We start from the raw sequence: 17,568 nt of genomic DNA on the forward strand, positions 1-17,568 counted from the left end.
TTAGTCTACAACTAAATTTAATTCTACGCTATTACCTTCTTCCGTTATATTTAGCTCATAGGTATAAAAACCTAAAGGCAAAGGTGTTTCACCTACATAGTCTATTGGCTGTAAAGTATAGGTTTGTTCCTCTGTTTCTATTACTATAGATGCATATGCGTATGCTGTTTCGTACTCAAAATAGTCTGACAATGCACCCGATGCAACATCTGTATGTACATTTTCGGTATCTCCATTTATTTGTACTACGTCATAAGCTACCGCACTAACATTTTTTATTCTAATATTTACTGCTTCAAGGTTATCATCTCTATCATCACAGCTAAAGATAGTTAGCACTAGTAGTATTAAAGGAAGTAGAATTTTATTTTTCATAGGAAACATATATTATTGTCTACTATAAAAAACGATGTTTTAAAGATATTATTATCTAATAAAAACTGGCATATTTTCTTTTTCTGTATGCTCTTGACTAAAAGCGTAGCCGTCTGTAGTAAATTTTTTAATATCGTTTAAGGTTTCTGCATTAGTATCTACAATATAACGCACCATAGATCCTCTAGCCTTTTTTGCATAAAAGCTAATTACCTTTAGCTTATCATTTTTCCAATCTTTAAAAACAGGTGTAATTATGGTAGACTTTAAACCTTTTTTATCTACTGCACCAAAATACTCGTTACTTGCAAGGTTTACAAAAATTTCATTTTCCTGTAACTCTTCATTTAAGTACGCTGTTACATCTTTCTTCCAAAATTCGTGTAAATTTTTATTACTACCTACTGCCATTTTAGTTCCCATTTCTAGGCGATAAGGCATTATTAAATCTAACGGCTTAAGAACACCATATAAACCAGATAGTATTCTTAATTTATCTTGTAAAACCTCTAACTTATCCTCTGACAAAGAATACACATCTAACCCTTGGTAAACATCGCCATTAAAAGCATACACTGCTGGTCTGGCATTTTTAGTTGTAAAAGGCGTTGTAAAGTCCTGATTGCGTTGCCAGTTTAGTTGTGCCAAATTATCAGAAATACTCATAAGCTCAGATATAGCCTTAGGAGATTTCTTTTTTAAAATAGTATTTAATTTAGTGGCCTGCTTTAAAAATTTAGGCGCTGTATATTTATCTGTTGGCAGTTTAGATTCAAAATCTAACGACTTAGCTGGTGAAATAACAATCTTCATCTTATCTATAATTTGATGCTAAAATTAAGAATCATTTTTTATGTTTTGTACAAACAACAAAAGAGATTTTAAATACCACTATTGCAAAAACTAATTCTCTGTAGAGTGTTTAGCGTAGTGTCTCCACTTTTCTATAACACTGGCCATATCTTCAGGAATTTCTGTATTAAACTGCATTAACTCTTTTGTTACAGGATGCACAAAACCAAGAGTTTTAGCGTGTAGGGCTTGCCTTGGTAGTATTTTAAATGCATTTTCTACAAATTGCTTGTACTTTGTAAAGGTTGTACCTTTTAAAATACGCTCGCCTCCATAGCGCTCGTCATTAAATAAAGTATGACCAATATGCTTCATATGCACTCTAATTTGGTGCGTTCTTCCCGTTTCTAACTTACAAGAAATTACGGTAACATAGCCTAAACGTTCTAAAACTTTGTAATGCGTAATAGCTTCTTTTCCTTGGTCTCCTTCTGGAAAAACGTGCATTTGCAACCTGTTTTTTGGGTGCCTACCTAAATGTCCTTCTATAGTACCTTCATCTGCCTCTACATTTCCCCATACAATAGCTACGTATTCTCTTTCTGACGTTTTATCAAAAAACTGTTTTGATAAAAATGTCATTGCAGCTTCTGTTTTTGCAACTACTAAAAGTCCAGAGGTATCTTTATCTATACGGTGTACCAAACCTGGCCTATCACTACTGTTGTTTGGCAAATCTACCTTACAATGGTGTAACAAAGCATTTATTAGAGTTCCAGAATAATTTCCGTGACCTGGATGCACTACCATACCCGCTGGTTTATTTACCACCAAAAGCACATCATCTTCATAAACAATATCTAAAGGAATATCTTCTGGCTGCAATAAAAACTCATAAGGAGGATGACTAAACATAACACGTATATCATCTCCAGCTTTTACCTTGTAATTTTGCTTAACAACTACATTATTTACCCAAATATGACCATCTTTTGCTGCTTTTTGTATTTGACTACGAGTTGCGTTCTCTATAAAATTCATTAAAAATTTATCAATACGCAGTGGCTCTTGCCCTTTAGCAGCAACTACTTTATGGTGCTCATAAAGTTCATCATCATTGGCTTCTGGTCCAAATTCTTCACTCATAAATATGTAGCTAAACTATTATTATTTAGTGGTTTCCGTTACCACATACCAACTCTATTTTAGAGGTTTTTGGCAATTTCTCTCCGGCTTTAATTACTTTACCTTTGTACTTAATTTTTAGTACCATATCTTCCCCTATATCATCTATATAAGTTACCTTTAAAACATCTAAACCAACGGCACGTAACATAGAAGTTGCATTACGTTTGGTTTTTTGTATAACTTGTGGTACAGATACTTTTTTATACCCAGATGGGTTTACTGTAAAGTATATTTTTCTATTCTTTTTTACCTTATTACCTGCTGGTGGATTTTGCTCTATAATAGAAAACCTAGGATAATTAGGGTTATAGTTAGCAGAATCTAAAATCTGAGAACGTAACCCAGCTTTATCTATTTCATGCTTCATTTGAGAAACAGTCATTTTAGAAAAGTCTGGCACCTCTACAAATTCACCGTGGTTTGTTGTAGACTTTAGCCATTGTAAAACAACAAATACTAAAACTATTACTACTCCTAGGGCTATACCTAATTGTATTATTAATGTTTTACTTTTTAAAAAGTTGAAAAAATTTCGCATAACTATAATATTATCGCACAAATATATAAAACCCAATGCTTTTTTCTTTAATTTAAAAAAATGATATTTGTTATTTGCATTTATGACCCTTATTAATTTATCATGAAAAAAAATATTGCCATAATTATGGGAGGCTACTCTAACGAGTATAAAATATCCTTAAAAAGCGGAAACGTTGCTTATAAGCACCTAAATTCTAACAAGTTTAACCTGTATAGAATTCACATTTTAAAAGATAAATGGGTGTATGTAGATGCTAATGATGCTGAGTCTCCTGTAGATAAAAGTGATTTTAGCATTATTGAAAATGGGCTTAAAATTAAGTTTGACTGTGTTTTTAACGCAATTCATGGTACACCTGGTGAAGATGGTTATTTACAAGCTTATTTTAACTTAATTGGAATAACACAAACTGCTTGTGATTTTTACCAAGCTGCATTAACTTTTAATAAAAGAGATTTACTTAGCACGTTAAAGCCTTATGGTATTAAAGCAGCCGCATCATACTACCTAAATAAAGGTGATGTTGTAAATGAAGACGAAATTATAAATACAGTTGGGTTACCTTGCTTTGTAAAAGCTAATAAAGCTGGTAGTAGCTTTGGCATATCTAAAGTACACAAAAAAGAAGATTTACCTAAAGCTATTGAAAATGCTTACTTGGCTGATGATGAAATTATTATTGAAGCCTTTTTAGATGGTACAGAAGTTTCTGTTGGAGTTATTATGTACAACGGAGAGCCTAAAGTTTTACCCATTACAGAAATTACTACTGAGAACGACTTTTTTGATTACGAAGCCAAATATGAAGGCAAATCTCAAGAAATTACTCCTGCTCGTATTACTAAAGAACAAGAAGAAAAGGTTAGCAATATAGCATTACGCGTGTACAAGATTTTAAAAATGAAAGGCTACTCTAGAAGCGAATTTATTTTTGTAGATAATGAGCCTTTTATGTTAGAAATGAACACAACACCTGGACTAACAGAAGAAAGTATTTTACCACAACAAGCCGCTGTAGCAGGTATTTCTCTATCGCAATTGTTTGAGAGTGCTATAACTGAGGCTTTAAGATAAATTAAGTAACTTTATCACTTGTAAAAAAACCATTAGAAAACCTAGTGTATTTTTACAAAACATTAAACCACAACTATATGAAACGTGCCATTTTTCCGGGATCTTTTGATCCGCTTACATTAGGCCATACAGATATTATTAACAGAGGCATTACCCTTTTTGATGAAGTAATTATTGCTATTGGTATTAATGCCGATAAAAAATACATGTTTACTTTAGAACAAAGGATGAAATTTATTAGCGAAGCTTTTAAAGATGAACCCAAAATAAAAGTAATGACCTACGAAGGCCTTACTGTTGAGTTTTGTAAAAAAGTAGACGCACATTTTATTTTACGTGGTTTACGTAACCCTGCAGATTTTGAGTTTGAAAAAGCTATTGCACACACCAATAGAAAATTATCTGAAATTGAAACTGTGTTTTTACTTACATCCTCTGGTAAATCATACATAAGCTCTTCTATTGTTAGAGACGTAATTAGAAACAACGGAGATTATACCAGCTTAGTACCAGATACTGTTAGAGTTATGTAAACTCTACTAAAACTTATTAAACCCCAAAAAACTATTTTAGAGAATGAAAAAAATTATTAGTCTTTTCTGCTTCTTGTGCATTATTGCCTGTAGCGAAAAACCAGAAGACAAAGAAAAAGATTTTCAGACTTTTTTTGAAACCAGCAACGGATTAGAAACACCAACTTACACAGAAGTTATAGACTTTTACATTAAACTTGCTAAAGAGTTTCCGCAAATAAACGTACTTACTATTGGCGAAACAGACAGTGGCTTGCCATTACATTTAGTAACTTATAATCCAGATGGTGAGTTTAACTTTAATAAGTTAGAAGACAAAACTGTAATTCTAATAAATAACGGTATACACCCAGGAGAAAGTGACGGTATAGATGCTACTATGCTTTTATTTAGAGATTTAGTGGTAAACAAAATTGGAGCTCCAAGAAATACCGTATTAACTACTATTCCTATTTACAATATTGGCGGTGCATTAAACCGTAATTCTACCTCTAGAACCAACCAAAACGGACCCAAAGAATATGGGTTTAGAGGCAATGCACAAAATTATGACCTTAACAGAGATTTTATAAAAAATGACACTAAAAATGCAAAAACTTTTGCTGAAATTTTTCATTTAACAAAACCAGATATTTTTATAGATAACCACGTTAGTAATGGCGCAGATTACCAATACACCTTAACACACTTATTTACACAACATAATAAATTAGGTGGTGATTTAGGCAATTATCTTCATACAGAGATGATGCCTACTTTAGAAAATTCTTTAGAAGAAATTAATTGGCCTATAACACCTTATGTTAATGTTTTTAATAGTGTACCTGAAAAAGGTTTTTCTCAATTTATGGATTATCCAAGGTATTCTACTGGCTACACTACCCTATGGAACACATTAGGTTTAATGGTAGAAACACATATGCTTAAACCGTACAAAAAACGAGTTATGGGCACATATTATCTTATGCAAAAAATGATAGATATCTCTGAAAAAGATGGCAAAAAAATTAAAGAATTAAGAGCTAATGCATTTGCTGCAGATCAAGAAAAAATCACCTACCCAGTAAAATTTAAAATAGATACCACAAAGACTTCTACGTTAAATTTTAAAGGCTATGAGGCAGACTATATAGAGAGCGAAGTAACAGGCTTAACCAGATTAAAATATGACAGATCTAAGCCCTTTACAAAAGAAGTTATCTATAGCAATTATATGACTCCTACAAATTTTGTAACAGTACCAGAGGCTTACATAATACCCAAGGGATGGAAAAAAGTAATTCCACATCTTGATGCAAATAAAATAGAGTATACTCAACTAGAGAAAGATACTATAATTACGGTACAGACATACAGAATAGAAGATTATGACACTCGTAAATCTGCATATGAAGGGCATTACCCACATAGCAACACAACTGTTACCACCAGCAACCAAAGTGTGCAGTTTTATAAGGGTGATTACTACGTACCTACCAACCAAAGAGGTATACGTTACCTGTTAGAAACTCTAGAGCCAGAGGCTGTAGATTCTTTTTTTAATTGGAACTTTTTTGACACAATTTTACAACAGAAAGAAGGTTTTTCTCCTTATGTTTTTGAAGACGTAGCTGCCAAACTATTAAAAAACAACCCTAAATTAAAAGCAGAGTTTGACACCATAAAGTCTACAGATGAAAACTTTGCTAAAAATTGGTACGCACAGCTAAATTGGTTGCACAAAAAATCTGAACACTATGAAAAAGCACATATGCAATATCCTATATATAAATTAATGAAGAACAATTAAAATTATTCTTCAAACAAAATTTTAATATTAGCATAAGAATTTTCTAGGGCCTTAGCAATTTTGCTTGGGCCTTTCCATTTCACTTTTTCTATACCCTCTTCAATTTGGCCAGTAAGCTCCCCTTTGTAAGATGTTTTCATTGCAAACCAATGCACCTCTTTTAGTTTATACTTGCCATTTCTTTTAAAAATATGGTATGTAATTTTTAACAGGTTTTCAATTTTCAATCCTTGTACACCTGTTTCTTCTTCAACCTCTCTAATAGCACATTGCTCTATAGTTTCGCCTTTATCTAGCTTTCCTTTAGGCAAATCCCATTTATCATTTCTATAAATAAAAAGTACTTTACCCTCTTTATTTGTTACTACACCACCACCAGCTACTACAATAGGTATTTTTTTAGAGAATTTTTTTAAAATCTCCTCTTTATTAGGATGATATATGTAAGCCTTTGGCAATTTATTCTTTGACAAGGCTTTAATTGCCTCATTAATTGCCTCCTCATTTAATAAAAAATATTTATTATCTGCTATGTCTGACAGTTTATTTGTCAAAATCAAGGGCAATTCATTCACAAAAACTTTATACATTTGCGCTATGGTTTTAAATAAAGACACTGCAAAAAAAACAGCCGAACTTTTATTGCAAATTAATGCAATTAAGTTGAAACCAGAAAATCCTTTTACATGGGCTTCTGGATGGCAATCACCAATTTATTGTGATAATAGAATAATTCTATCTTATCCTATAATTCGTAACTATATACGAGAAGAAATGGCTAAGCAAGTAGAAGAACTATACGGCAAACCAGATGTTATTGCTGGTGTAGCTACTGGTGCCATTGGTATTGGTATGCTTGTTGCTGAGTATTTAGGACTTCCGTTTGTATACGTTAGGCCAGAACCAAAATCTCATGGAAGACAAAACCAAATTGAAGGTCAATTATCTCCTAACCAAAACGTTGTAGTTATAGAAGATTTAATTAGCACAGGAAAAAGTAGCTTAAATGCGGTTAAAGCTTTAAAAGAAGCCGGTGCAAATGTTAAAGGTATGGTAGCTATTTTTACCTACGGATTTAACGTTGCCGATGAAAACTTTAAAACTGAAGACATTGAATTGCATACACTTAGTGACTACCCTAACTTAATACAACAGGCATCAGACACTAATTACATAAAAGAAGAACAATTAAACACGCTACTGCAATGGAAAAGCAATCCGGCAGTTTGGAAACCATAACAATATGCATATAGAAGCACCAAAAAAAACAGTAAACAAAAGTGATAAAGAAGTTTTTGATTTTTTAATTGACATTAAAAACTTTGAAAAATTAATGCCAGAAAACATTAGTAAGTTTGAGGTATTAAGCGAAGATAAATTTCTTTTTGCACTTAAAGGAATGCCAGAAATAGTTTTAAAATTAAAAGAGCAACACCCTAACAATAAAATAATATTAGGAGCAGCTAGTGATAAACTTCCGTTTACATTAACTGCAGACATTAATAGCATTGCCGCAACAGAAACAGAAGTTACTCTTAGTTTTGAAGGCGAATTTAACGCTATGATGGCTATGATGATAAAAGGCCCTATTACAAAATTTATAGACACCTTATCAAGCAACTTAAGTGTTATTTAATATAGCAATTGTATTTCTTTTAAGTTATACTCTTTAAAAATATTATCCTCTAGTAGAACTATCAATTTTCCGCTAGAGGATACTCCTTTTATAAAGCCCATAAACACTTCTCCTTCTTTACTTTTAAAGGTAGATGGTTTATGTATTCTAAACATAATTTCCTGATATAAAGTTCTTAAAACATCCGGACTATTTAAATAATTTGACGTAAGATACTTTTTTAACTTTACTATAATTACCTGCAAAACTTCATCTAAATTAAAAGTTACTCCTTTAAGTAATTTTAAAGATGATACATTAGGCAAATTATTAAATGTAAGCTGGTTTACATTTAGACCTATACCAATAATAGAAGATTGTATTTTACTGCCAATCAGTATATTTTCAATTAAAATTCCACATATTTTAGAATTAGCTGACAGAATGTCGTTTGGCCACTTAACAGCTAAACTTGGTATATTAAGTTCTTTTAAGGCTTCATACACTGCCAAAGACACACACATATTTAACAAAAACTGATCTGCAACCTCCAAAGTCTCACCTTTTTTTAAAACACTAAAAGTCAGGTTTTTACCAGGCTCAGAAAGCCATTTCGTGCCCATTTGCCCACGTCCTTGTTCTTGCTTTTCTGCTATAACCACTGTAAAATCTTCTACTGAAGTAGACATAATTAACTCTTTTAAATACTGATTTGTAGAGCTGGTGGCATTAAGTTTGATTATCTGCATATGTAGATTATAATAATATTCTGCAATCTTATGTTAAAAACAATAGTTAAAAAAACAAAAAAACAATAACTTTGTATAATCTAAAATTTTTGAATGCAAAAAAAGACAGCTAGTGCAGACGAACTTATAACTTTAATTTTACAAGGAATTGAAGAAGTAAAAGGGCACGATATAAATTTACTAGACCTTAGAGAAATAGAAAATACGGTATGCGACTACTTTGTAGTTTGTAACGGTACCTCTAACACGCACGTTAATGCAATAGTAAGCTCAATACAAAAAACCGTTAGTAAAGCTATACAGGATAAACCTTGGCACGTAGAAGGCTCAGACAATTCTGAATGGGTTTTATTAGACTACGTTAATGTTGTGGCACACGTTTTCCAAAAGCAAACAAGAGACTTTTATGATATAGAAGGACTTTGGGGAGACGCAAAAGTTACCGCTATAGAAAGTAGTTATAACCAGTAAATAAATAGAATGGCAAAAGACAATAATACAAAACCTAACAAACCTAAATTTAACTCATGGTGGATTTATGGTATTTTAGTAGCATTAATTATAGGATTTCAGTTTTTAAGCAGTGATGGCTTATCTTCTACCAGAAAAAAAACTACATCAGATTTATTAGAATATATTAAAAATGGTGACGTTAAAAAAGTTATGATTATATCTAATGCAGGCTATGCAAAGGTATACTTAACTGAAGAAGCGCTAGAAAAAGATTCTCACAAACCTGTTTCTAAACCTAGTTTTTCTTTAAATCCTACAGAATCTCCTAGCTATGTTGTAAACTATGCTTCTTTAGAAATTTTTGAAAAAGAAATTAAAGACGCTAAAGCATTAAATAATGTTGATACAATTATAGATAGCGAAAAAGAATCTAATACGTTTGAAAACTTATTATTTACACTATTACCATTTGTACTAATCATAGGTATATGGATATTTATGATGCGTAGAATGTCTGGTGGTAGCGGTGGTGGTGCCGGAGGCCAAATATTTAACATTGGTAAATCTAAAGCTAAATTATTTGATGAAAAAACAGATACACGTACTTCTTTTAAAGATGTTGCAGGTTTAGAAGGTGCTAAAGAAGAAGTTGAAGAAATTGTAGAATTCTTAAAAAATCCTGAAAAATACACCTCTTTAGGTGGTAAAATACCAAAAGGAGCTTTATTAGTAGGCCCTCCTGGTACTGGTAAAACATTATTAGCTAAAGCTGTTGCTGGTGAAGCTAAAGTACCTTTCTTTTCACTATCTGGTTCAGATTTTGTAGAGATGTTTGTAGGTGTAGGTGCATCTAGGGTGCGTGATTTATTTAAGCAAGCCAAAGACAAATCTCCTGCAATTATTTTTATTGATGAAATTGATGCTATTGGTAGAGCTCGTGGTAAAAACAACGTTACAGGTTCTAATGATGAAAGAGAAAACACATTAAACCAGTTATTAACAGAAATGGATGGTTTTGGCACCAACACAAATGTTATTGTATTAGCTGCAACAAACCGCGCAGATGTGTTAGACAAGGCATTAATGAGAGCTGGTCGTTTTGACAGACAAATTTATGTAGACTTACCAGATATTAGAGAACGTAAAGAAATTTTTGAAGTACACGTTAAGCCTATTAAAACAGCTGAAACTTTAGATTTAGATTTCTTAGCTAAACAAACACCAGGTTTTTCTGGAGCAGACATAGCTAACGTATGTAATGAAGCTGCATTAATTGCTGCACGTAAAGAGAAAAAAGCTGTAAACAAGCAAGACTTTTTAGACGCAGTAGACCGTATAGTTGGTGGCTTAGAAAAGAAAAACAAAATAATAACTCCTGGAGAAAAGAAAACTATTGCTTACCATGAAGCAGGGCACGCAACCGTAAGTTGGATGCTAGAACATGCTGCACCGTTAGTAAAAGTTACCATTGTACCAAGAGGACAATCTTTAGGAGCCGCATGGTATTTACCAGAAGAGCGCTTAATTGTACGTTCTGAGCAAATGCTAGACGAAATGTGTGCTACTCTTGGTGGACGTGCTGCTGAAAAAGTTATTTTTAATAAAATATCTACAGGTGCTTTAAGTGACTTAGAAAAAGTGACTAAACAAGCAAGAGGTATGGTTACTGTTTATGGTTTAAACGATAAAATTGGTAACTTAACATATTATGATTCTTCTGGGCAAGACTCTTATGGATTCTCTAAACCTTATAGCGAAGAAACGGCTCGTATTATTGATGAAGAAATTTCAAAATTAATAGAAGAGCAATACCTAAGAGCTATAGATCTTTTAGACAAAAACAAAGACAAGCTTACAGAGTTAGCAGAGCGTTTGTTAGAAAAAGAAGTTATTTTTAAAGATGATTTAGAAAAGATTTTTGGAAAAAGACCTTTTGCTAAAGATGTTAAAGAAAATGCTGAAGAAGAAGCAAAAAAAGACGCTACTACCAATTCTTCTGAGGAAGAATAGTACGTACACACCATAAATTTTAATATTTTTAATGAGCATATTTGGTAAACTTTTTGGCGCTAGTAAAAAAAAGAGTTCGGATGCACCCGCTGAAAATCGTGGTGTGCATATGCCAGAACTGGATTTGCCTATAGACGAAAAGTTTACCATTTACTTTAAAAAAAATGGTGGAAAATTTATTTATTGTGATTCTGATGATGAAGTATCATCTGCTTTACAAAACATTGTAGAGGAAAACGGATGGCAAAACAACTCTTTCTTTTCTTTAGATGACAGGTTAGAGAAAAAATTTGCTAATGAACATATTTCGTTTTCAAAATCTACCAAAAAAAGTACCGTATTTTTTACAACTTGTGAGCACTTAATAGCTCAGAATGGTTCTATTCTAATTTCTTCTAATCAATTAAAAGAAAGAAAAATGAATGAACTACCAGACAATTTTATTGTATATGCAACTACTAGCCAACTTACGGCTAGCTTAGGAGATGGGTTAAAAAGTATAAAAAAGAAATACCAAGGCAGAATTCCTGCAAATATCACCACTATAAAACATTTTCAGTCTAATATAAAAGAAGAAGATGATTTTTTGTCTTACGGAAGTACAGCTAAAAACTTATATCTTATCTTAATGGAAGATTTATAAGTATGAAAGAAATTTACAAAAGAGCAATAACAGGCATTATATACGTAGTGCTTTTATTATCAGCTGTATTCTTAAATTCAGATGCATTCGACTTTTTATTTATGGCATTTGGTTTGGCTTGTTTATTTGAGTATAAGCGCATAGTTAAATTAAAAGGATACTACGTTTTTGTTGCCTACCTAGCACTTTGGTGGGCATACATATATTTAATACAAAAAGAATGGATAATTAATATATTACTTGTAGCAACTTTAGTTACAGACATTCTATTACTATACTTTTTACTTTCTAAAAAAGAGAAAGTGTTTACTCCTATTGAAAAATTTCTTTGCGGATTATTATTTTTAGGTGGTGGCTGTATTTTTTTAACAATGATACCTTACAGAGGTGGTGGTTTTGAAAAAATATTGATTATGGGTATTTTTATATTAATCTGGGTAAATGACAGTTTTGCTTACTTAGTTGGCCGTAAATTAGGCCGTACAAAGCTTTTTCCATCGGTTTCCCCTAAAAAAACTATTGAAGGTGCAGCTGGCGGTTTAGTATTTGCCTTAATTGCTGCGTATATTATTTCTATCTTTGAAAATAATTTAAGTATACTACAATGGCTTATATTAGCAACCGTAATAGTTGTAACTGGCAATTTAGGAGACTTAATAGAATCTAAATTTAAAAGAAAAGCTAAGGTAAAAGATAGCGGAGCAATATTACCAGGACACGGAGGAATTTGGGACCGTTTAGACAGTTTAGTCTTTGCTGCTCCATTTGCATTTTTAACATTAATTATATTTTCACATGTTTCATAAAGAGGGACAAAAAATTATCATCATTACCTTTATTTTAGTAGTTGCAGCAATTGTATCTGCAGAGTATTTTGTTACACTAAACTGGTTAAAAATAGGACTACAAGTTGTTGCCCTTGTTTTTTTAATATTGATACTACAGTTCTTTAGAAACCCTAAAAGAAAAGTAAAAAGAACTTTTGATGATATTTTAGCTCCTGTAGATGGTAAAGTTGTAGTTATTGAAGAAGTAGAAGAGCCAGAATATTTTAAAGGTAAGCGTAAGCAAATATCTATATTTATGTCTCCTGTTAACGTACATGTTACAAGGTACGCTGCATCTGGTTCTATTAAATATTCTAAATACCACCCTGGAAAATATTTAGTTGCATGGCACCCAAAAGCAAGTACAGAAAATGAACGTACTACTGTTGTAATAAACACGCCTAAATTTGGAGATATTTTATACAGACAAATTGCTGGTGCTTTAGCTAAAAGAATTGTAAACTATGCTAAAGTTGGTGACAGTGTACACCAAGGTGAAGATGCTGGTTTTATAAAATTTGGATCTAGAGTAGATATTTTTTTACCATTAGATACTGTGGTTACTGTTAAATTAAACCAAAAAGTTATTGGTGCTAAAACTTGTATTGCTACATTACCAAGCCAAAATGACTAATGACAAATTACATAAAGAGTTTTTAGAGTCTGTAGAGCACGTTAATAACTATACAGAACCATTACCTGCAGATTTACTTTTAAAACTGTATGCATATTACCGTATAGCACACAAAAACTTTGATAACCCAGGTAGTAGAACCCCTTTAATTAATGCTTTTAAAGCTAATGCTTTAATACAAGCAAAAAACTTAACGCCTAAACAGGCTATGAAAAATTATATAAAGTTGGTGAACAAAGAAATTAAGGATAAAGCTTAATTAAGCCACAATTTCATTATTAAAAAACTCTTTTTCTAACAACGTAAAATATACTGCTGCCGTTATTGTTATTAAAAAATAGCTTAACATTACACTTGTTGCTCCTGCAAAATATGTTTGCATTCCAAACCAACCATTTTGAATTATTAAATAGGCTACTCCTAACATACTCCTTACTACCTCTATAGTTAATGCATATTTTTTTCTATCCATTAAGGTGGTATAACCATATACACCAACAAAAATAAATGCTCCGTAAAGCAAAGCTGCACCAAACCCTATGTTTTCAAAATTGTAAAACAAAAAAAGCATAAGTCCTAATGTAGCAAACATCTGAAAAAGAATATATCCTTTAAATAATTTAGAAGCTTCTGTAGTATAACGCTTAAAAGCATACACATCTTCAATAATTGCTATTGGATATTTTTCTTTCACATCTGCCGGCCTCCACCCTGTTGGCATAAACCAAATTTTAATTTTATCCCATATATTTTTCGTATACCAAGCATCCTTTACTAATCTCCAAAAGTGCTGAAAATTTATGTGAACAGGATTCCATGTTGCTGCAGGTTTCAAAACTCCGTATTGCGGTGGAACATCATCTAACTCTTCTTGAAAAGTACCAAACAAACGATCCCAGAAACTAAAAATCTGACCTAAATTTTTATCTATATATTCCGGATTAATTGCATGGTGTACTCTATGCTGAGATGGCGTAACAATTACATACTCTAACCAACCCAACTTACCTATATGCCTTGTATGATACCAAAATTGAGCAAACAAATGCAACGGTGCTAAAACAGCAATTACTTGTTCTGGAACTCCCAGAAGAGCTGCAGGAAGCAACAATAAAGGTACATATCCAATTAAATTAGAAATTGATTGTCGCAATGCACAAGACAAATTAAACTCTTCACTACTATGATGAATTACGTGTTGATTCCAAAAAATATTGATTTTATGACTCAATCTATGATTCCAGTAACCAGCAAAATCTATAAATATAAAACCAAGTACCCAAACCTCCCATGAATTACCGATATTAACCAATGCCAAATTACGTTCTAAATACGGATAAGAAACAATTAACAAACCTATACCCAAAGAATCTTTTATAATATTAGTAAAACCAGAGCTTATACTAGATACGGTATCTAAAACCGTATACATTTGTTTTTTAACAAAATATCCGTAGCCTATTTCTAAGGCCATTAAAATCATAAAAAACGGAATAGCGTATAAAAGAGCAGTGGTATAGCTAATCATAAATGTCTGGTTTACTCAAATATACTAAAAAAAAACAAACGTCTTACATTGCTGTTTTTAACAAAAAAAGCTACTCTGTACAGAGTAGCTTTTGCATATTTATCAACCATAAAGGCTTACTGCAAACCTTTTAAGCTTTTTTCTAAAGTTTCAATTTTTGCTTCAGCATCTGCTTGTTTTTTGCGCTCTATTTCAATAACCTTTTCTGGTGCATTGTTTACAAAACGCTCATTACTTAGTTTCTTTTGTACAGAAATTAAAAAGCCTTTAGTGTATTTTAACTCTTCTTCAATCTTTTTTATTTCTGCTTCAATATCTATTGCGCCAACCATTGGTATAAAATACTCATTAGATTTTACTCTAAAAGATAGTGCCCCATCTACAGCTGCATCTGTATAAGAAATTGAAGAAACATTAGTAAGCTTAGCAATAACAACATCCCACTCTTTAGATACATTTTCTGCATTTAACACAGATAACTCTAAAGCTTCTTTCATTGGTATGTTTTTCTCCTTTCTTATGGTTCTTACTCCAGACACAACTTCGGCTGCAAAATCAAAATTCGCAATTACAGCTTCATCTACCTTTTGTTGCTCTGGCCATTGTGCCACAACTAATGCTTGCTCTGGTTTACGATCCTCTATATGTTGCCAAACTTCTTCAGTTAAAAATGGCATAAACGGATGTAATAATTTTAAGTTTTGTTCAAAAACTGTAATTAAAGCATTATACGTAGTTCTATCTATTGGTTGCTGGTAGGCTGGTTTTACAATTTCTAACAACCAAGAGCTATAATCATCCCAAACCAATTTATAAATTGCCATTAATGCATCTGAAATACGGTATTTACTAAAATGGTCTTCAATCTCTAACAATGTTTTATTAAACTTAGCATTGTACCACTCTAGTCCAATTTTAGATGCTTCAGGTTGTGCTATATCTGCTACCTCCCACCCTTTTATTAATCTAAATCCGTTCCATATTTTATTCGCAAAGTTTTTACCTTGTTGGCAAAGGGCTTCATCAAACATTAAATCGTTACCAGCAGCAGAACTCAACAAAAGTCCTACTCTAACCCCATCTGCACCGTACTCTTCAATTAACTTAAGAGCATCAGGAGAATTTCCTAATGATTTAGACATTTTACATCTTTGTTTATCTCTAACCAAGCCAGTTAAGTAAACGTTTTCAAAAGGTTTTTGATCTTTATATTCATACCCAGCAACTATCATACGTGCAACCCAGAAGAATAAAATATCCGGACCAGTAACTAAGTCGTTTGTTGGGTAGTAGTATTTAATTTCTTCGTTTTCTGGTTCTAAAACACCATTAAAAACACTCATTGGCCACAACCAAGAAGAAAACCACGTATCTAATGCATCTTCATCCTGACGTAGATCTTCTGCCGTTAATGCCGTGTTACCAGATTTTTCTTGAGCTAATTTTAGCGCATCTTCTTTATTTTCTGCTACAACAAAATCATCTTTACCGTCTCCAAAATAGTAAGCTGGTATTTGCTGTCCCCACCATAACTGTCGAGAAATATTCCAATCTCTAATATTTTCCATCCAGTGACGGTAAGTATTCTCAAACTTTTTAGGAAACAATTTAACCTCAGCATTATCTCCAAGTACAGCCTCTATAGCTGGCTTAGCCAACTCTTCCATCTTTAAAAACCACTGATCCGACAATCTTGGCTCTATTACTGCTTTAGTACGTTCTGATGTACCAACCTTGTTTAAGTGTTGCTCTGTTTTAACTAAAAAACCTTTTTCTTCTAACTCTTTAGATATTTCTTTACGAACAACAAACCTATCTTTACCTTCATAATGCAAACCAAAGCTATTTAAAGTAGCATCTGCATTAAAAATATCTACCACTTCTAAGTTATGCTTATCACCTAAATTTTTATCATTTACATCATGAGCAGGCGTAACTTTTAAACAACCAGTACCAAACTCAAGATCTACATACTCATCCTCTATAATAGGTATAACTCTATTTACTATTGGTACAATTGCTTTTTTACCTTTTAAATGAGTAAAACGCTCATCATTTGGGTTTATACATATTGCAGTATCACCAAAAATAGTTTCAGGACGTGTAGTTGCAATAGTTAAAGTATCTTCAGATCCTTCAATTTTATAATTGATATAATAAAGGTTCCCTTGTTTTTCTTCATGAATAACCTCTTCATCAGACAAGGTAGTTTGTGCCTCAGGATCCCAGTTAACCATACGGTAACCACGGTATATTTTTCCTTTGTTGTATAAATCAACAAAAACTTTTATTACAGATGCAGACATATGGTCATCCATAGTAAAAGACGTACGGTCCCAGTCACAAGAACATCCTAATTTTTTAAGTTGATCTAAAATAACGCCTCCATACTCATCTGTCCAATCCCAAGCATGCTTTAAAAACTCCTCCCTTGTTAAGTCGGCCTTATTAATTCCCTTTTCTTTTAATTTAGCTACAACTTTTGCTTCTGTTGCTATAGATGCATGATCTGTACCAGGAACCCAGCATGCGTTTTTACCCTGTAAACGAGCTCTACGTATTAAAACATCTTGTATTGTGTTATTTAACATATGCCCCATATGTAACACACCTGTAACATTTGGCGGTGGTATTACAATGGTATATGGCTCTCTGTCATCTGGAGTAGAATGAAAATATTTATGTTTTAACCAATAGTCATACCACTGGTTTTCAGATTTTTGAGAATCGTATTTTGATGCAAGTTCCATTCTTTGGTATAGTTTTTGTTTTACTCTTAGCGTGAGTATTTAATTTTAACAATAAAGCCTGCAAATT

General features: G+C 32.4%; 19 protein-coding genes. 11 read left to right on the forward strand and 8 right to left on the reverse strand.

Features of this window, described 5'->3' with window-relative positions:
* The 4 genes from KLA_RS12540 to KLA_RS12555 all read right to left on the reverse strand — a co-directional run bounded on the left by KLA_RS12540 (position 1) and on the right by KLA_RS12555 (position 2,893).
* Entirely contained in the window at positions 1-375 is a 375-nt protein-coding gene (locus tag KLA_RS12540; RefSeq protein ID WP_013620144.1) for a hypothetical protein, read from the reverse strand.
* 51 nt (positions 376-426) lie between these two features.
* Positions 427-1,188 carry a peroxide stress protein YaaA gene (yaaA, locus tag KLA_RS12545; protein ID WP_013620145.1) on the reverse strand — a complete coding sequence of 254 codons (762 nt, stop codon included), beginning with the start codon at positions 1,186-1,188 and terminating at the stop codon, positions 427-429.
* Positions 1,189-1,278: 90 nt separating this feature from the next.
* Positions 1,279-2,313: an RluA family pseudouridine synthase gene (locus KLA_RS12550; protein ID WP_034646252.1), complete on the reverse strand. Its 1,035-nt coding sequence runs from the start codon at positions 2,311-2,313 to the stop codon at positions 1,279-1,281.
* Positions 2,314-2,338: 25 nt separating this feature from the next.
* Positions 2,339-2,893 carry a PASTA domain-containing protein gene (locus tag KLA_RS12555; protein WP_034646274.1) on the reverse strand — a complete coding sequence of 185 codons (555 nt, stop codon included), beginning with the start codon at positions 2,891-2,893 and terminating at the stop codon, positions 2,339-2,341.
* Between the two features lie 102 nt (positions 2,894-2,995).
* Here KLA_RS12555 and KLA_RS12560 point away from each other — a divergent pair, with 102 nt between their 5' ends.
* The 3 genes from KLA_RS12560 to KLA_RS12570 all read left to right on the forward strand — a co-directional run bounded on the left by KLA_RS12560 (position 2,996) and on the right by KLA_RS12570 (position 6,292).
* On the forward strand, positions 2,996-3,970 hold the full coding sequence (locus tag KLA_RS12560) for a D-alanine--D-alanine ligase (protein ID WP_034646253.1): 975 nt from the start codon (positions 2,996-2,998) through the stop codon (positions 3,968-3,970).
* Between the two features lie 77 nt (positions 3,971-4,047).
* Positions 4,048-4,503 (forward strand): pantetheine-phosphate adenylyltransferase, encoded by a 456-nt coding sequence (gene coaD / locus KLA_RS12565; protein ID WP_013620149.1) that lies wholly within the window; start codon positions 4,048-4,050, stop codon positions 4,501-4,503.
* A 43-nt stretch (positions 4,504-4,546) separates the two neighbouring features.
* The gene (locus KLA_RS12570) at positions 4,547-6,292 is read left to right on the forward strand and encodes a M14 family metallopeptidase (protein ID WP_013620150.1); all 1,746 of its coding nucleotides are present in this window, start codon (positions 4,547-4,549) and stop codon (positions 6,290-6,292) included.
* Positions 6,293-6,294: 2 nt separating this feature from the next.
* Here KLA_RS12570 and KLA_RS12575 read toward each other — a convergent pair whose 3' ends face one another.
* A complete protein-coding gene (locus tag KLA_RS12575) occupies positions 6,295-6,882 on the reverse strand; it encodes an NUDIX hydrolase (protein ID WP_013620151.1) in 588 nt (195 codons plus the stop codon).
* A gap of 7 nt (positions 6,883-6,889) precedes the next feature.
* Here KLA_RS12575 and pyrE point away from each other — a divergent pair, with 7 nt between their 5' ends.
* Positions 6,890-7,531 carry an orotate phosphoribosyltransferase gene (pyrE, locus tag KLA_RS12580; protein WP_013620152.1) on the forward strand — a complete coding sequence of 214 codons (642 nt, stop codon included), beginning with the start codon at positions 6,890-6,892 and terminating at the stop codon, positions 7,529-7,531.
* 4 nt (positions 7,532-7,535) lie between these two features.
* Entirely contained in the window at positions 7,536-7,928 is a 393-nt protein-coding gene (locus KLA_RS12585) for an orotate phosphoribosyltransferase (RefSeq protein WP_013620153.1), read from the forward strand.
* On the opposite strand, the gene KLA_RS12590 is transcribed toward KLA_RS12585, so the two are convergent.
* Positions 7,925-8,656 carry a biotin--[acetyl-CoA-carboxylase] ligase gene (locus tag KLA_RS12590; RefSeq protein WP_013620154.1) on the reverse strand — a complete coding sequence of 244 codons (732 nt, stop codon included), beginning with the start codon at positions 8,654-8,656 and terminating at the stop codon, positions 7,925-7,927. The genes KLA_RS12585 and KLA_RS12590 overlap by 4 nt on opposite strands.
* Positions 8,657-8,749: 93 nt before the next feature.
* On the opposite strand from KLA_RS12590, the gene rsfS reads away from it, so the two are divergent.
* From rsfS to KLA_RS12620, 6 genes are read left to right on the forward strand one after another with little or no spacing between them, the layout of a single operon-like run.
* A complete protein-coding gene (gene rsfS, locus KLA_RS12595; RefSeq protein ID WP_013620155.1) occupies positions 8,750-9,127 on the forward strand; it encodes a ribosome silencing factor in 378 nt (125 codons plus the stop codon).
* Between the two features lie 9 nt (positions 9,128-9,136).
* Complete coding sequence (gene ftsH, locus KLA_RS12600; protein WP_013620156.1) at positions 9,137-11,119, forward strand: ATP-dependent zinc metalloprotease FtsH; 1,983 nt, start codon at positions 9,137-9,139, stop codon at positions 11,117-11,119.
* 31 nt (positions 11,120-11,150) lie between these two features.
* Positions 11,151-11,762: an LUD domain-containing protein gene (locus KLA_RS12605; RefSeq protein ID WP_013620157.1), complete on the forward strand. Its 612-nt coding sequence runs from the start codon at positions 11,151-11,153 to the stop codon at positions 11,760-11,762.
* A gap of 2 nt (positions 11,763-11,764) precedes the next feature.
* Complete coding sequence (locus KLA_RS12610) at positions 11,765-12,568, forward strand: phosphatidate cytidylyltransferase (RefSeq protein ID WP_013620158.1); 804 nt, start codon at positions 11,765-11,767, stop codon at positions 12,566-12,568.
* Positions 12,558-13,223, forward strand: a complete 666-nt coding sequence (locus tag KLA_RS12615; protein ID WP_013620159.1) for a phosphatidylserine decarboxylase family protein — start codon at positions 12,558-12,560, stop codon at positions 13,221-13,223. Before KLA_RS12610 ends, KLA_RS12615 begins: the two co-directional genes overlap by 11 nt.
* The gene (locus KLA_RS12620; protein ID WP_013620160.1) at positions 13,216-13,482 is read left to right on the forward strand and encodes an acyl-CoA-binding protein; all 267 of its coding nucleotides are present in this window, start codon (positions 13,216-13,218) and stop codon (positions 13,480-13,482) included. The genes KLA_RS12615 and KLA_RS12620 overlap by 8 nt, the downstream gene beginning before the upstream one ends.
* Here KLA_RS12620 and KLA_RS12625 read toward each other — a convergent pair whose 3' ends face one another.
* Together KLA_RS12625 and KLA_RS12630 are read right to left on the reverse strand one after the other, a co-directional pair.
* Positions 13,483-14,751, reverse strand: coding sequence for a sterol desaturase family protein (locus KLA_RS12625; protein WP_013620161.1), 1,269 nt, complete (start codon positions 14,749-14,751; stop codon positions 13,483-13,485). It lies immediately after the preceding gene.
* Between the two features lie 116 nt (positions 14,752-14,867).
* Positions 14,868-17,501 (reverse strand): valine--tRNA ligase, encoded by a 2,634-nt coding sequence (locus KLA_RS12630; RefSeq protein ID WP_034646254.1) that lies wholly within the window; start codon positions 17,499-17,501, stop codon positions 14,868-14,870.
* Between the last annotated feature and the right edge of the window lie 67 nt (positions 17,502-17,568).

The organism is Cellulophaga geojensis KL-A (assembly GCF_000568425.1).
Classification (GTDB): domain Bacteria; phylum Bacteroidota; class Bacteroidia; order Flavobacteriales; family Flavobacteriaceae; genus Cellulophaga; species Cellulophaga lytica.

Excerpts from the sequence above, each read along its gene's own strand:
- KLA_RS12540 (WP_013620144.1), bottom strand. The coding sequence starts at position 375 with ATGAAAAATAAAATTCTACTTCCTTTAATACTACTAGTGCTAACTATC.
- yaaA (WP_013620145.1), bottom strand. The coding sequence starts at position 1,188 with ATGAAGATTGTTATTTCACCAGCTAAGTCGTTAGATTTTGAATCTAAA.
- KLA_RS12550 (WP_034646252.1), bottom strand. The coding sequence starts at position 2,313 with ATGAGTGAAGAATTTGGACCAGAAGCCAATGATGATGAACTTTATGAG.
- KLA_RS12555 (WP_034646274.1), bottom strand. The coding sequence starts at position 2,893 with ATGCGAAATTTTTTCAACTTTTTAAAAAGTAAAACATTAATAATACAA.
- KLA_RS12560 (WP_034646253.1), top strand. The coding sequence starts at position 2,996 with ATGAAAAAAAATATTGCCATAATTATGGGAGGCTACTCTAACGAGTAT.
- coaD (WP_013620149.1), top strand. The coding sequence starts at position 4,048 with ATGAAACGTGCCATTTTTCCGGGATCTTTTGATCCGCTTACATTAGGC.
- KLA_RS12570 (WP_013620150.1), top strand. The coding sequence starts at position 4,547 with ATGAAAAAAATTATTAGTCTTTTCTGCTTCTTGTGCATTATTGCCTGT.
- KLA_RS12575 (WP_013620151.1), bottom strand. The coding sequence starts at position 6,882 with ATGTATAAAGTTTTTGTGAATGAATTGCCCTTGATTTTGACAAATAAA.
- pyrE (WP_013620152.1), top strand. The coding sequence starts at position 6,890 with ATGGTTTTAAATAAAGACACTGCAAAAAAAACAGCCGAACTTTTATTG.
- KLA_RS12585 (WP_013620153.1), top strand. The coding sequence starts at position 7,536 with ATGCATATAGAAGCACCAAAAAAAACAGTAAACAAAAGTGATAAAGAA.
- KLA_RS12590 (WP_013620154.1), bottom strand. The coding sequence starts at position 8,656 with ATGCAGATAATCAAACTTAATGCCACCAGCTCTACAAATCAGTATTTA.
- rsfS (WP_013620155.1), top strand. The coding sequence starts at position 8,750 with ATGCAAAAAAAGACAGCTAGTGCAGACGAACTTATAACTTTAATTTTA.
- ftsH (WP_013620156.1), top strand. The coding sequence starts at position 9,137 with ATGGCAAAAGACAATAATACAAAACCTAACAAACCTAAATTTAACTCA.
- KLA_RS12605 (WP_013620157.1), top strand. The coding sequence starts at position 11,151 with ATGAGCATATTTGGTAAACTTTTTGGCGCTAGTAAAAAAAAGAGTTCG.
- KLA_RS12610 (WP_013620158.1), top strand. The coding sequence starts at position 11,765 with ATGAAAGAAATTTACAAAAGAGCAATAACAGGCATTATATACGTAGTG.
- KLA_RS12615 (WP_013620159.1), top strand. The coding sequence starts at position 12,558 with ATGTTTCATAAAGAGGGACAAAAAATTATCATCATTACCTTTATTTTA.
- KLA_RS12620 (WP_013620160.1), top strand. The coding sequence starts at position 13,216 with ATGACTAATGACAAATTACATAAAGAGTTTTTAGAGTCTGTAGAGCAC.
- KLA_RS12625 (WP_013620161.1), bottom strand. The coding sequence starts at position 14,751 with ATGATTAGCTATACCACTGCTCTTTTATACGCTATTCCGTTTTTTATG.
- KLA_RS12630 (WP_034646254.1), bottom strand. The coding sequence starts at position 17,501 with ATGGAACTTGCATCAAAATACGATTCTCAAAAATCTGAAAACCAGTGG.